Source organism: Caldanaerobius polysaccharolyticus DSM 13641 (assembly GCF_000427425.1).
GTDB classification, from domain to species: Bacteria; Bacillota; Thermoanaerobacteria; order Thermoanaerobacterales; family Caldanaerobiaceae; genus Caldanaerobius; species Caldanaerobius polysaccharolyticus.
This window is the reverse complement of record NZ_KE386495.1, coordinates 1112945-1127408: the sequence shown is the minus strand read 5'-3', so window position 1 is coordinate 1127408 and position 14464 is coordinate 1112945. Positions and strand designations below refer to the sequence as shown.

General features: G+C 42.3%; 19 protein-coding genes and 1 pseudogene. All 20 read right to left on the bottom strand.

Translation table 11 applies throughout. The features are described 5' to 3' along the window. Positions 1-11: 11 nt before the first annotated feature. The 20 genes and pseudogenes from CALPO_RS0112125 to spoIIIAA all read right to left on the bottom strand — a co-directional run bounded on the left by CALPO_RS0112125 (position 12) and on the right by spoIIIAA (position 14407). Positions 12-827 carry an NAD(+)/NADH kinase gene (locus CALPO_RS0112125; RefSeq protein WP_026487564.1) on the bottom strand — a complete coding sequence of 272 codons (816 nt, stop codon included), beginning with the start codon at positions 825-827 and terminating at the stop codon, positions 12-14. Positions 828-841: 14 nt separating this feature from the next. Continuing rightward, positions 842-1636, bottom strand: a complete 795-nt coding sequence (locus CALPO_RS0112120) for a TlyA family RNA methyltransferase (protein WP_026487563.1) — start codon at positions 1634-1636, stop codon at positions 842-844. After that, positions 1617-3501, bottom strand: a pseudogene (gene dxs, locus CALPO_RS13940) (1-deoxy-D-xylulose-5-phosphate synthase). Before dxs ends, CALPO_RS0112120 begins: the two are co-directional and overlap by 20 nt. A 13-nt stretch (positions 3502-3514) precedes the next feature. Then, on the bottom strand, positions 3515-4093 hold the full coding sequence (locus CALPO_RS0112110) for a hypothetical protein (protein ID WP_084295282.1): 579 nt from the start codon (positions 4091-4093) through the stop codon (positions 3515-3517). 194 nt (positions 4094-4287) lie between these two features. Continuing rightward, the gene (locus tag CALPO_RS14725; protein WP_156940192.1) at positions 4288-4437 is read right to left on the bottom strand and encodes a hypothetical protein; all 150 of its coding nucleotides are present in this window, start codon (positions 4435-4437) and stop codon (positions 4288-4290) included. A gap of 396 nt (positions 4438-4833) precedes the next feature. Further along, positions 4834-5712 (bottom strand): polyprenyl synthetase family protein, encoded by an 879-nt coding sequence (locus CALPO_RS0112100; RefSeq protein ID WP_026487561.1) that lies wholly within the window; start codon positions 5710-5712, stop codon positions 4834-4836. After that, positions 5702-5950, bottom strand: a complete 249-nt coding sequence (gene xseB / locus CALPO_RS0112095) for an exodeoxyribonuclease VII small subunit (protein WP_026487560.1) — start codon at positions 5948-5950, stop codon at positions 5702-5704. Before xseB ends, CALPO_RS0112100 begins: the two co-directional genes overlap by 11 nt. Further along, positions 5931-7148, bottom strand: a complete 1218-nt coding sequence (xseA, locus tag CALPO_RS0112090) for an exodeoxyribonuclease VII large subunit (RefSeq protein ID WP_026487559.1) — start codon at positions 7146-7148, stop codon at positions 5931-5933. The genes xseB and xseA overlap by 20 nt, the downstream gene beginning before the upstream one ends. After that, a complete protein-coding gene (folD, locus tag CALPO_RS0112085) occupies positions 7120-7983 on the bottom strand; it encodes a bifunctional methylenetetrahydrofolate dehydrogenase/methenyltetrahydrofolate cyclohydrolase FolD (RefSeq protein ID WP_026487558.1) in 864 nt (287 codons plus the stop codon). Before folD ends, xseA begins: the two co-directional genes overlap by 29 nt. Then, positions 7983-8375, bottom strand: a complete 393-nt coding sequence (gene nusB, locus CALPO_RS0112080; protein ID WP_026487557.1) for a transcription antitermination factor NusB — start codon at positions 8373-8375, stop codon at positions 7983-7985. Before nusB ends, folD begins: the two co-directional genes overlap by 1 nt. Before the next feature lie 11 nt (positions 8376-8386). Continuing rightward, complete coding sequence (gene amaP / locus CALPO_RS0112075; protein WP_169736195.1) at positions 8387-8896, bottom strand: alkaline shock response membrane anchor protein AmaP; 510 nt, start codon at positions 8894-8896, stop codon at positions 8387-8389. 65 nt (positions 8897-8961) lie between these two features. Continuing rightward, positions 8962-9360: an Asp23/Gls24 family envelope stress response protein gene (locus CALPO_RS0112070; protein ID WP_026487555.1), complete on the bottom strand. Its 399-nt coding sequence runs from the start codon at positions 9358-9360 to the stop codon at positions 8962-8964. 70 nt (positions 9361-9430) lie between these two features. Continuing rightward, the gene (locus CALPO_RS0112065) at positions 9431-9973 is read right to left on the bottom strand and encodes a SpoIIIAH-like family protein (RefSeq protein WP_035172616.1); all 543 of its coding nucleotides are present in this window, start codon (positions 9971-9973) and stop codon (positions 9431-9433) included. Between the two features lie 43 nt (positions 9974-10016). After that, positions 10017-10583 (bottom strand): hypothetical protein, encoded by a 567-nt coding sequence (locus CALPO_RS0112060; RefSeq protein ID WP_026487553.1) that lies wholly within the window; start codon positions 10581-10583, stop codon positions 10017-10019. 23 nt (positions 10584-10606) lie between these two features. Beyond that, positions 10607-11116: a stage III sporulation protein AF gene (gene spoIIIAF / locus CALPO_RS0112055; protein WP_026487552.1), complete on the bottom strand. Its 510-nt coding sequence runs from the start codon at positions 11114-11116 to the stop codon at positions 10607-10609. Between the two features lie 6 nt (positions 11117-11122). Continuing rightward, positions 11123-12295, bottom strand: coding sequence for a stage III sporulation protein AE (spoIIIAE, locus tag CALPO_RS0112050; protein ID WP_026487551.1), 1173 nt, complete (start codon positions 12293-12295; stop codon positions 11123-11125). Positions 12296-12305: 10 nt separating this feature from the next. Then, the gene (spoIIIAD, locus tag CALPO_RS0112045; protein WP_026487550.1) at positions 12306-12692 is read right to left on the bottom strand and encodes a stage III sporulation protein AD; all 387 of its coding nucleotides are present in this window, start codon (positions 12690-12692) and stop codon (positions 12306-12308) included. Between the two features lie 15 nt (positions 12693-12707). After that, complete coding sequence (gene spoIIIAC, locus CALPO_RS0112040) at positions 12708-12905, bottom strand: stage III sporulation protein AC (protein ID WP_026487549.1); 198 nt, start codon at positions 12903-12905, stop codon at positions 12708-12710. Positions 12906-12941: 36 nt separating this feature from the next. Continuing rightward, positions 12942-13457: a hypothetical protein gene (locus CALPO_RS0112035; RefSeq protein ID WP_026487548.1), complete on the bottom strand. Its 516-nt coding sequence runs from the start codon at positions 13455-13457 to the stop codon at positions 12942-12944. Further along, entirely contained in the window at positions 13454-14407 is a 954-nt protein-coding gene (spoIIIAA, locus tag CALPO_RS0112030; protein WP_322786109.1) for a stage III sporulation protein AA, read from the bottom strand. Before spoIIIAA ends, CALPO_RS0112035 begins: the two co-directional genes overlap by 4 nt. Positions 14408-14464: the final 57 nt, after the last annotated feature.

The window sequence follows — 14464 nt, the reverse complement described above, 5'->3', positions numbered from 1 at the left end:
TCCCAAAGCTATTACTGGTTTCTCTCAGACAATTTGCTTCTCAACACCTCAAAAAATGGCCTTTTTTCTATCCTTATAAGCTTGCTCTGGTATTTTGACCTATTAATGGTCACCACATCTCCTTTTGTCAACTTGTAACCAATTTGTCCATCTATTGTAAGCATAATATCCAAATTGCTGTCCAAAATGTCTACGTCTATCCGCGAATCAGCAGACACTATTATAGACCTGTTGTGTAAAGAATGAGGGCATATAGGCGTTACGATGATCAGCGGTACATCAGGTCTTACAATAGGCCCACCTGCTGACAGAGAATAAGCCGTTGAACCAGTGGGGCTGGATATTATTAAACCATCAGCTGAATAGGTGTTGACGAACTCTCCGTCTACGTAAGTTTTTAAACGTATAACTCTGGAAAAAGCGCCCCTTGTAATCACCACGTCGTTAAGGGAATGGTACTCCTGCAATATGCGACCTTTTCGCATCAGCTTGCACTCCAGCATCATCCTGCTGTCAATGGTATAATTGCCTTCAATAGCCATTTTTAGCGACCTATACATGTCCTTTAGCTCTACCTCTGCAAGAAAGCCCAGACGCCCCATATTTATACCTAAAATAGGTTTCTCAAATACCGATGCCTTTCTCGCTACGTTGAGAATGGTACCATCTCCACCGAGAACTACGATGAAATCGGATTTTAAATAGAGACTTTCGTCGTCGGCTGTTATTACAAGACAGCCTTCCTTTTGCAACCAGTTTATGCACGACATTGTTATCTTGCCGTCTTTGTCTTTTTGGCTATTTGCCACAATCCCTACCCTTTTCATCTGCACCTTCCTAACTATAGATTAGCGTGAGCATCTCTGACCACATCTTTTACCATTTTATCGACATCTACAGAACCCTCACCTTTTTTAAGGTGAATAAAAAACTCTATGTTGCCTTGAGAGCCCTTTATAGGCGAATACGTCACATTTGCCAATGTCAATCGATTGGCTAACGCCTCCTCAATTACGCTTTTAAGCACATCCTCGTGAATTTTCGCATCTTTTATTACCCCTCTTTTACCCACCAAATACGGCCCTGCCTCAAATTGGGGCTTTACCAGGGATATTATATCGCCGTTCACAATGAAATCAGAAATTACCGGGATTATCTTTTTCACAGATATAAACGATACATCAATAGTCACTATATCTATTGTCTCTGGAATATCCCCTTTTTTTAAATACCTGGCGTTGACGCCCTCCATACAGACAACCCGCTCATCATCCCTCAGTTTGCCGTCCAATTGACCACGACCGGCGTCAATAGCGTAAACCTTTCTCGCTCCATTTTTTAACAGGCAATGGGTAAAACCGCCGGTAGAAGCGCCGATGTCCATAGCAACCTTGCCCGCCACCGAAACGCCAAACACCTTAAGGGCTCTTTCAAGCTTAATGCCACCTCTGCTCACGTATGGAATAACATCCCCTTTTATCATTATGTTGGCACCATCATCTACTTTTTCCCCAGGTTTATCGCATACAACGCCGTTTACATATACATTTCCAGCTTTTATATTGTATCGAGCTCTTTCTCTGGACTCATAAAATCCCTGGTAAACCAGCACAAGATCAAGCCTCATTTTCCCCATAGTAAGGTCTCCTGCTTATAAATTCCCAAATAGAATTGGCTATGGATTGTGCATCCATGCCGTAATGTTTAAAAACATCATCCACACTCCCATGGCATATAAACTCATCAGGCCAGCCTATTATCTTGGTAGGTATACCATAAAGGCAACTATCGCTCATCAGCTGCAATATGTTGCTTCCCATACCTCCTATCCTTACATTGTCCTCTACTGTGACCAGCTTTCCTGTTTTCAAAACCGAGGATATTATAGTATCTCTATCTAGAGGCTTAATAACGCGAGCGTTGATCAACTCAGCTTCAATGCCTTTCTGTTTCAAGAGTTTTACAGCTTTCGCCGAAATGCCAACCATTCGACCTTCAGCTACAATGGTTACGTCGTGGCCTTTATGCAGTATCTCAGATCGCCCGTCAAACTCCTCCTTTCCTTCTATTACGCCATGGCAATAGCCCCGGGGATACCTTATAGCCACAGGTGCGTCTAATGCCAGAGCGTATTTTAACATAGCCGATAATTCTGCACCATCTTTAGGGGATAACACGGTGAGATTGGGGATATGGCTAAAGTAAGACAGATCAAATACACCGTTGTGAGTTTCCCCGTCCTCTCCCACCACTCCAGCTCTATCCACAGCAAAAACCACTGGCAACCTTTGAAGGCATATATCGTGTATTATCTGATCGTATCCCCTCTGTAAGAAAGTAGAATAGACAGCAAATACCGGCTTAAGGCCAGCCGCCGCCATTCCACCAGCCAACGTAACAGCGTGCTGTTCTGCTATACCCACATCGAAGAATCTATCGGGAAATTCGATTTTAAACCTGCTCAAACCTGTGCCGTAAGGCATAGCTGCGGTTATTGCCACAATTCGTTTGTCCTTTCTAGCAAGATCTACCAGAGTCTCTCCAAACACCTGAGAATACGTCTTGCCTTCTGCTATTATTTTGCAGTTGCCCGATTCTATATCAAAAGGCTCTATTCCATGGTAATGCTCAGGGTCGTTTTCTGCCTTTTTATAGTCCTTTCCCTTTTTTGGTGATAACATGCACCAATACAGGGCTTTTCACCATCTTCGCGGCGTTTAAAACCTCTCTTAGAGCCGAGATGTCGTGACCATCTATAGGTCCAAAATACGTAAAGCCGAGGTTTTCAAAAATCATTCCGGGCACCAATAGCGACTTCACGCTGTTTTTAAACCTGTTAAGGGTAGTTGACAACATAGGGCCTATCTCAGGTATCCTATTTAATACCTTTTCTATATCCGACTTCATCTTAAAATAAGCCGGATCCGTCCGCAATTTACTCAAATACATAGATAAACTGCCTACATTGCGGGATATAGACATCTCGTTATCGTTCAATATGACCATCAACTGCGTCTTGGTACGTCCTGCGTCGTTAAGGGCTTCAAAAGCCATACCGCCCGTTAAAGCCCCATCGCCTATTACAGCTACTACGTAGTAATTCTCCCCTTTTAAATTTCTAGCTCTCGCCATACCCAAAGCCGCAGATATCGATGTGGAACTATGTCCTGTTCCAAAGCAATCGTACAGGCTCTCAGCGATCTTAGGGTATCCACTTAAACCGCCTATTTGACGCAAAGATGCAAATTTATCCCGTCTTCCTGTGAGGATCTTGTGCACATACGACTGATGCCCCACATCCCATATTATCTTATCGACAGGTGCATTAAAGACCGAGTGAATGGCAATGGTAAGCTCCACCACTCCCAGGTTTGACGCTAAATGCCCTCCTGTCACTGATATGCTCTTGATCAAAAAATCCCTTATCTCATCAGCCAGTTGCACTAACTCCGCATCGCTGAGTTTTTTTAAATCCTCAGGTGTATTGATTTTTTCCAGCATTAATACGACCTCTTTACTTCTTATTTTTCTTATTTTTAAATAATTCTATTTTAAGATAGCGCGATAACCAATATAGAAATTTACCAACCAACAATATTATATCATTACTCTGGTTTACAGCAATATTTTTTTCCGCTGCTTTCAGCCCAATTGTAGTGGCCGCCACAATACTACTCAAAAGAGCGCTCATAATGGCCCTATCCACATTTACTTTCCCGGACAGCTTAAGAAGTATTATACCCAGAATAGTACCGCTCAGGATGTTGCATATATCTCCCATTATATCATTGCAAAAGTTAGAGACCACCCCGGCATTTCGTATCAGTTTTATCGCATGCCTCGCTCCTGCCACCTTATTTGAGGCCATTGAATGAAAAGGTTTTTCATCGGCTGCTGCCGCAGCTATCCCTATGATATCAAATACGACGCCTAAAAAAATCACAACTAGCAATAAAATAAAAGCCATGAGCAAGCCTGCTTCACTGAGTAAAACCTCAGACACAGATCCTAAACCCATAGCTGTCACAAAGCTTATAATTACAGCCGTAAAGGTCCACTTTATGTTTACCTTTGGCTTTTTACTGTTAGCCAAAGCATACACTCCTCACATCAAGCATTAAAATCAAGGTATGTATAAGCGTGGAAGTGGCAACATGCCAGATAAATTTTGCAGCTTAGGTCCAGTAGGATTTCCCAAATGGGTACCTCTTTGTCGCCAAAAAGGCGGTTTCCCTTTAAACCCATTTCTATCATGTCGCCAGTGATAGGACTGGATTGCCACTAAGACTACACTGTAATCTCTGACATGCCACCTGTTCGGTACAGTCTAGGAGCTTTCCTCCACAGCCTGACCCAATCCCTAGCCTCTTTTGCAAAAAGGGTTTCGATGGGCAAAAATTTTACCCTTAGGCCGTCGAGGTAAAATTCGAACCCCATCTCTACCCTTTCTACTCAAGGCAGGCTACACTGCTCACAGCTTTTACACCGCGAAACAGGTTCAACACTAAGCCGTGACGCCCAATGCATCACGCACTTAGGCCTCCACGGAAACAGGGTCATCGCCCACATGCCTTTGTGGATCGCCCCATTTCCTATCTCCCAGCACCAGCTCCCAACTGGGCGTTGGCAGCCAGCACAAGGAGCTTCATCGATATGCCCTTGACGGATTTTTAGGCCCGTCTTCAGGATTGGCAGAGCTGACTAGAATACTGCGCCACTTCCACTTCACATGAGAACATGTTGTCTAAATTATATCACAGGAACTAAACCCAATCAAACTTTGCCCGGATGAGAACGCAGAATTATGAAAGAGCTTTCACGACCATTATCAAGCTACGCTCTTCTTTTCGAAAGGAATACGACAAAATCGCGAAAAAACGCCGACTTTTCGCCGAAAATCTCCAACGCTTTCACAGCCATTTTAGTATATTCCTCTACCAACTGTGTTGCCCTGCTCAAGCCGTATATAGATACAAAGGTACACTTGCCGTTCTTAGCATCACTGCCCACAGGCTTGCCCATCTGGTTTTGGTCTCCTACCACATCCAGAATATCATCCATAATCTGAAATGCCAACCCCAGATACTCCGCATACCTCTCCAAAGCCTCTAGTTGTTCATCGTCGGCACCACCCATTATAGCACCTGACAGGACAGATGCTTTTATCAAGGCACCCGTTTTGTGTTCGTGCATGTAATACATGGTCTTCTCGTCAATGGTTTTGCCTTGCTGGATGATATCTACAACCTGCCCTCCTATCATACCTTCGGTACCGGCAGCCCTTGCAATCACATCTATGGCCTTGAGAGTTTTAAGCTCTCCGCTCTCCAGAGCATAGCGATTTAAAACGGCAAAAGCATGGGTCAAAAGGGCATCGCCTGCTAAAAGGGCTATAGCGTCTCCATATACCTTGTGATTTGTAGGTTTACCTCGCCTGAAGTCGTCGTTGTCCATAGCAGGCAGGTCATCGTGTATAAGGGAATATGTATGGATCATCTCGATAGCACATGCAATAGGCAACGCGTCGGCATAATCCCCTTTAATCATCTCGCAGGCTTTCAGACATAAAATAGGGCGTATTCGTTTACCCCCTGCAAAGAGGCTGTATCTCATGGACTGATGGATTATCTGGGGATATACGCTTTCGCCCGGAAGGTACCCGTCTAAAGCCTTATCTACAATATCTATATACTTCCTCAGCTCATCTATCATTCTTACCCTCTCCAAATGGTTTTTCAGAAAAAGTTCCATCTATATCTTTGGCCAGTATAGAAATCTTTCCACTGGCCTCGTTTAATTTTTCAGTACAAATCCGGGACAGCTGTATCCCTTCTTGAAAAAGGGAAAGGGTATCTTCTAAAGTCAAATTACCGCCTTCTAATTTTTTTACGATTTCCTCCAATTTCTTTAACGCTTCCTCAAAGCTCAAATTAAGCCCGTTCTCGCTCATTTAAGAACACTTCCTTTACAACGCACGATGCTTCACCATCATAAAAGGTTAGATACACTTCGTTGTCTACTTCAATTCCGCCAGCTGACATCACCTTTCGCCCATCCACCGTGTGCACCATGGCATATCCTCTGTTTAAGATAGCCTTAGGGTTTAAAGCTTCTAGCTTAGCCGCCAATTGTCTAAACTCCGCATCTTTAACCTTTATCTGTTTTTCAGCCAAATCGAACAAACGCCTGGTGCTATACATGAGCTGGATTCTTCTGCCGGATAAGACCTCCAGAGGATGAGAAAAAATCCTGTTGTGTACAACGCTATTTAATTCCTTTGTTTTCGCATCTAAAATCGTCCCCGTAGCCAACATAAGCCTCCTTTTAAGGCCATCAAGTCTTGCGCTTATATCAAGAAGCGATGGAACTACTATTTCCGCCGCTGCCGAAGGAGTTGGAGCCCTTTTGTCTGCCACAAAATCCGAAATAGTATAATCAGTCTCGTGTCCTATCGCAGATACTACAGGTATTCTAGAGTTGTATATAGCTTCTGCAACTACCTCCTCATTAAACGCCCAGAGCTCCTCGATGGAGCCGCCACCTCTTGCCAGTATTATGACATCTACATCTTTCCGTTGGTTTACAATGTCAATAGCCTCTGCTATTTCCTCTGCAGCCATCTCACCCTGAACCCTCACCGGAAATACCAGCAGATCGATTAAAGGATTTCTTCTTTTGGATATAGTTATAATGTCGTACAGCACAGAACCAGCCAATGAAGTTATGACACATATTTTATTAGAAAAAAACGGCAGTGGCTTTTTGTTTTTTTCGTCAAACATGCCTTTTTTGTAGAGTTTTTCCTTGAGCTTTTGAAATGCCACATACAGTTCTCCTGATCCATCCAGCTTTACGTCAGATACATTTAAATACAATTTCCCCTCTTTTTCATAAAAATAAGCTCTAGCAGAAACAGTAACCTGCATACCGTCCTGAGGAGTAAAAGCAAGGCATTTCAAGGCTTCATTGAACATAATGCAGTTGATGCTGCTAAACGAATCCTTAAGAGTAAAAAATGCCGTTCCCGATGCTATCTGAAAATTTGATATTTCGCCCTTTACGCTCAATCTCCCCAGTATAACGTCTGAAGAGATCAATCTCTTTATGTACGCTGTAACTTCACTGACTGTCAGTATTTTTAAGTACATGTCTCTTATATGCCTCCAAGGTATTCTCCAAAAGCATGGCTATGGTCATAGGTCCCACTCCGCCTGGAACGGGAGTTATCCAAGATACCTTATCTACCATTTCCTCGTAATCACAGTCTCCGTACAACTTGCCATCGACTTTGGATGTCCCCGCATCGATAACCACAGCGCCTTCTTTTACCATGTCCTTTTTTATCATATGAGGTTTACCCACAGCAGAAACCAGAATGTCTGCCTTTGACGTATACTCAGCCAGATTTTCCGTCTTGGAATGGCACACAGTAACTGTGGCGTTCTCTCTTAACAAAAGAGCTGCCACAGGCTTGCCTACAATATTGCTCCTCCCCACCACCACCGCATGCCTGCCACGGATCTGTATGCCATACTCTTTCAATAGCCTTATGATGCCTTTAGGCGTACACGGTTCAAAACCCTTTATACCTAAATGCAGCTTTCCAAAGTTGACTGGACTAAAACCATCTACGTCTTTGTCTTCATTTATATTTTCGTTCACAATATGTTCATTTAATCCATTGGGAAGAGGCAGCTGTACTAAAATCCCGTCTATTTTCTCGTCTTCATTTAAAGCGCCGATATTGTCCAGCAATTCTGCCTCGCTTATATCAGCAGGCAATAGTAGCTTTTTCGAGTACATGCCCACCTGCCTACACGCCTTTTCTTTCATATTGACGTAAAGTTGCGAAGCAGGATCATCCCCTACCAGTACCACAGCCAACCCTGGAGGTCTTTTACCCATCTGGACAATCCTTTGCACCTCTTCTTTAATACATGCCCTTATCTTTTTAGCCAGCGCTTGTCCATCTAATACCTGCATCACAATCCTCCTTCTCCCCTTACATAACCTCCCAATACCCCGTTGACAAATTGAGAAGATCTCTCAGTGCTGTACTTCTTAGCCAGCTCTACGGCTTCATTTATAGTAATCGAAGGGGGAATAGACCCTGCCTGAATTTCGTAAATTGAATACCTTAATATGGCCAGATCTACTTTGTTCATGCGATCGGTATTCCAATCCTTCGCATATCGATTTATTATTTCATCTAGCCGTTGCTTATTTTCGTATACGCCTTTTACGGTCTCCTTTATGTATTCCTCTTCCTCACCGCAATCCTTCACTTTGCTCAATACGTCCTCTGCCGTGGTTTCTCTTAAATCCAGCTCGTAAAGTAACTTCAATATCATTTCCCTAGCGTTCTTACGTGTCATACCTCATCTCCTCATTCCACTTTGTGCCTCAAAAAAGCCGCTACATTTTCTACTTTTACCTTAATGGCTGCTACTTTAATGCCTGAATTTCGCTCTACGAATTCTATAACCTGTTTTTGTAACTTCTCCGACAACTCTGGAATGACCACATCTCTGGCCACTATGATACTAATATAATACACCACCTGGTTTTTGACAATATGCGCCTTAACTTTTGCCTCTTTTACATCTTTCAATTCATTTATCACACTTTTAGCCAAGTTTTCCAGAGTAACTATCGACAAAGCTATTTCCCCATGCTCCGTCAGCATAACCACCGATTCCACGTCTTTACCAGACGCGCTCATTAAAAGCAAAAAAAGGCTGACCAGCAAATAAACTGCGCTTCCCACTACAACGTACTTATAATCAAATCTAATCCAATCCACTAACCTGCCTTGAGGAATCAACAAAACGCCTAAAGCTATAATTAATATGCTGACTATGTAAATTACCGACAAAACTTTTGATACTAACTTCAAATCACAACCTTCCCTTCCATATAACCACATTCAAATTAACCCTCTGATCAATCAGAGGGTTAATTCTATTTTGAACCAGCGTATTCGTCTGACTTTGCGCTCCTGTTGTCCATGTTGATGCCCTGCACGTGAATGTTAACCTCTACCACTTTCAAACCTGTCATGGACTCTAAGGCTTTCTTAACGTTCTCCTGAACCTTCCACGCCACATCGGGTATCCTCACGCCGTACTCTACGATGATGTACAAATCCACGCTGGTTTCTTTTTCTCCTACCTCTACTTTTACACCTTTAGAAAAATTCTTCTTGCCCAGCATCTCTGTAATGCCATTTACGACTCCCCCGCTCATTCCAGCCACGCCTTCAATCTCGGTAGCTGCCAGCCCGGCGATCACGCTGACTACTTCATCAGCTATTTTTATCGTACCGTATTCACTGGTATGCTCTGGTACCATTTCCTCCATTTTCATGCCCTCCTTTTGTTTATATATATATATATTATATCAACTCTCCTCTCAATTAGCAAATATTAGTTCAACTTTTGCGCTTGATTATATGTATTTGATCCACAGATAACCCCGTTTCGCGGGTGACAATATCCTGTATCTGGGCAACACTGGCAGCCGTAAGCTGCTGGCTGGAATCTACCAGCACGTTTACTGATTTATCATCTACAAATACCAACACGTCTTTAAATCCTTTAGCTTTAATCAAGTTCTCTATGGTCATTTCTTTATTGGCCTGCTCTGTCAACTTTATGATCTCCGCCTGGGCCTTATCCCTGTTTTCTTTAGACGTCTTTTCGTTGTCCACGATTTCCTTTAAATTAGCTATGCTCTCGCTTCTGGTCCTCTCCCTGTCCTGCCGGTAATCGGTAAACACATCTGCACTAGATGTAGCGGCCTTATCCGTCACACCGGCAGAGGTATTAGTCTCGTTGAGCATTTGCGTCACGCTCTTATCTTTCCCTGCGGTATTGGTCATGGAGTTGTTTTTGCCGTACTGGTAATCCATGATTACCGCTATGGCCAGCAATACTACCAGAGCGATTAACGCTATCGTGCGTTTGCTTTTCATAAATGATCCCTCCAATTTTTTTAATTTCTCATACATAATTATATTATTTACCCGCCACTACCATTACTTTATATGCAGGTATACCCAGGGCCACCTGCACCATGCTGGAGAGTTTATACAAAAAATCGGAATCATCTGGTCCATTTACGACTACCAACACCCCCTTAACTTCTGGCGCGGTTTCGCTCAATACCACAGGCTGATTTCCTGACGAGGTATTAACAGTGACAGTCTTTTTGTCGCTGGAGTATTCCGTTATGGTGCGGCTTCCACCCTGGCTATCCTTTTCTTCGGTAATCCTCTTGGACTCGCTGTTGTCCACGGCCGGTACCATAGTTCCTTTATCCGATGCCAGCATTACCATAACCTTAACCTCTTTTACCCCTTTTACATTAGACAGCATATCCTCCAATTTTTTTTCTAACTCATCTTCATATCCTGAATTCAGGCTAGCTGTTTTATTCAAATCTGTTTTCGTCGCATTCTTACCGCCACTTTCCCCTCTAGTAAAAAAACTACCAGCTATAATCAGTATCACGCCTATCAAAGCAAACACAATCAGATTTTCCATTTTTCTATCGTATTTCATAAACCTCAGTAATCCATTCAAATACACCACCTCTTATCTCTTGTTTAATTTTCCAATATACTTATATTCTCTACCGGCAAATTATATACTAATGAAATATCGTTTTTAATGTCACGCACTTTATCACCGCTGCCGTGGAAGGCCCACCGGTCAAAAACGATACTTATTCGGTTTATAGAGTACATACTCTGTTTGCTCCCTACTGACAATTCTATTGCTTTTGCGTTAAGCCCGTACTTATCTCTGATGTAATCGGATATTTGTCTGGCCAGATTGTCTTTGTATGCCTTTATTATGATTTCCTCCTGTTTTTTCTGGATATCAGACACATCATAATAAAAACCTGTTTTAGGCCCTTGCGCCAATTGAATATTAAACCCTTTTTGAGACATCACAAATCCCAATACAGGTTCAATTATGGAAATCATAACTATCATCCCCACTGTCAGGTCTATGTACTTTTTGTATTTATTATCAGGGAGGAGCAAGTCCACCACTGTAATAAAGATCACCAACATAATAATACCTGTGATCCACGACTTTAAAAACTCCATAATAAATCACACCCTTAAAAAACTGGTAGCAGCCAGCAAAATAGCCAGGGATATAAAGAACATCACCGCTACAACCACGACGCAGCTTATCATAAGCACTAAAGAACCGGCTACTCCTTCTAAACCTTTTACCACTTTATCATCAGTGATAGGCTGTATAAAAGCTGCTGAAATTTTAAGTATGACAAGCAACGCGAACATCTTTACCAAAGGGTAAATGGCAATAAACACTACGGCAAGCATCCCCACCACGCCTATGCTGTTTTTTAAGATAACCATATACCTGAGGATAGCATCAACGGTATCCGATATGACCCCCCCTACCACTGGAATAAACTTATCCGTAGCGAATTTTGCCGTCTTTATAGCCGCATTATCTACAAAAGGCGATGTCACGCCTTCCACAGTCAGTACACCTACTAACATAAGGGGCAACAGCACAATTACCGTGGTTATAATATTTTTCATAAAACTTATGCACCTGTCAATCTGTACCTTTGTGTTTAAATTACTGACAAGGGATAGGACAGATACCCAGTATATAAGCGGCATAATATAATCTCTTATAATAGCGCTGATCCCTTCCACAGAAAAAGCTATTATAGGGCTGAAAGCGGCAACCGACACGGTAGAGCCTGAGGACACCATAGCCGCAAAAAGGGTTGGCATAAGAGCTTGCATAAAATTTACCATTTGATCGATGGCTTTTTTACCCACATCCATAGAGGCCTTAAAGCTATTTAAAAGCAATATTATGATGACCATATAAGTAGCTAAAAAAGCAATTTGACCTATGGCTTCCCCATCAAAACTGTGTTGGAGGTTTACAAGCAAAGCGCATATAACGCTTAAAGCGATAATCTGAGCCAGAAGCTTTGCATTTAAAGATATCTCTCTAAACACCATCTTAATTCCACCGCTTAGTACTTGGTTTATATCAATAATATTTTTGCCGTTTATAACATCGTATATTAATTCCTTGATATTTAATCTAGGCATATCGCTATTCACGCTGTTTATTTCATTCAGTATCTGCTGCACGCTGTCTACATTTAAAGCGCTTTCTTGTTGTTCTATTATATCATTCTGCACATCGGCAGCATAAGCAGGCCTAATCTCGCATATAGCGATTAAAACATAAAAAAATATAAGCCCTATGATAGCTATTTTTCTCCTCACGCTTTCACCTTCATCCCATGATCTTCAAAACTATATCCACCAGCGCTGTAACCACAGGCAAGGCCTGGAGAAGGATAAGCACCTTCCCTCCAAATTCCACCCGTGATGCTATACTGTTTTCATCAGCATCTTTTAATATTTGAGCGGTAAATTCTGTGATATAAGCAATACCTACTATTTTCAGTATGATACCCAGATACAGCCTGTCCACGTGCGCTTTCTCGGATAAGCTTTTTAATACGTCAAAAACCGGCAACAGCTTATCCACGGCGAATATGAATATTATTACCCCAGTCACCAGAGCTATCATCATGGACAGCTCAGGTTTTTGATCTTTTAATATAATAGATAACAACGCGGCTACAAGCCCTAACATGACAATCTGTACGATATTCATCTCAGAATCCCCTGATCAGTATAAATTAAAGATGCTTTTTACCGTGGTAAACAACTGGTTTATGAGGGATATTACCATCATAAGCACTACCACTATACCGGCCAGCGTCACCATCATCGCCTGTTCCTCACGCCCCGAATGAGTCAATATCATGTTTAGCACAGAAACCAGTATGCCTATAGCAGCTATTTTAAATATTAAGTCTATGTTCACATGGAACACCCCTTTACCTTTATCTACGCGTGTAGCTTATATCAGCAATATGACGATAATAGCTCCACTTAAAAAACCTATTTCTTTAAACACCTTTTCATTTTTTTCCTTTAACTTTAAAGCCACCTCTTCCTGTCTTGAAATCTCGCTTAAAGCCAGTTTAAAAGACCTTACCTGGTTTTCTACGTCAGTGCAACCCAGATTGTTGGCCAGATGTTCTATTATCTTAATATCTTCTCTGTCCAAAGGCAGATTTGCCTCGTCCAAAGCCCTTATAAAAGCCTGTCCTATAGAGCAGTTTTCCTCGTTTTCCAGTACGGCCACAACACCTCTAAAAATAGGAGCAACATCTTTGCTGGCTATTGCAGCGGTGTTAACAAAGGCTTCAGGCAAAGGCGTATGGACGTAAACTATCTGGGACATTAAGTATTCAAGGCATCTGTGTATATCTTTAAGCGATGACAGTCTTAGCTTGTAATTTCGAGCTAGCACCATTCCCATAAGAGTAGTGGAAAATAAGACGATTATACTTCCTATCAGCTTTAGTATCACTTTTTCACCTCCAACCTCCTCGGCCCTACGTAAATGGGATCGCCTTTACCGTCAAATATACCCTCCAGCGTACCTGTTCCTAACCTCGAAGAAAGGATGATGTATCTATCAAAAAGCGCGTTTTCAAATACACCTCTTAAAGCAGGTCTACTTTTCACATCATCTACACCATAGCCGTGTACCGATGTAATTATAGATACCCCTGCCTTTAAGCATTCACATATAGCCTTTATGTCACCATCTCCTCCTATCTCATCTGTGATTATGACCGCAGGAGACATAGCCCTGATCATCAGCATTATACCCACGTCTTTGGGACATCCATCTAAGACATCCGTGTTTGGTCCCACATCTCTTTGAGGCACGCCGTTGTGGCAACCGGCGATCTCTGATCTCTCATCTACAATCCCCACATTAAACCCCATCCAGCTGATATTCCTTCCTATATCTCTCAGCAAAGTGGTTTTGCCACATCGCGGCGGAGATACGATTAACGTGTTCTTTATCCGGCCTGATGCCATTATATAACGCATAAGATTTTCAGCTATACCGCGAAATTCTTTTGTAATCCGCACATTGACACACGATATATATTTTTGCGTTTTTATTTGGCCTCCATCCATAATCACTTTTCCCGTTAAGCCTACGCGATGCCCTCCTCTTATAGTTATAAAGCCGTTTTTAAGTTCGTCTTCAAAGGCGTATATAGAATAGTTTGATATAAGTTGAACAATTGTTTCTATATCTTTGCGCTCTACTATGTATGCCTCTTGAGCGCTTACCACATGACCTGAGCTATCCAGGTGATATATACGGTTACCGGCGCAAACAGAAATGGGCCTGCCTTCCCTAAGCCTTATCTCTTCTATATCTTCCAGATCTACTCCATATATCCTCAACAATATCTCTCTTATATTTCTGGGAAGTGAAGCCATGATTTCCTCCCACACAACTTGTCCTCCTTTCACTAAAATTTATATTATCCCCTCGTACCTTTTATGACATAA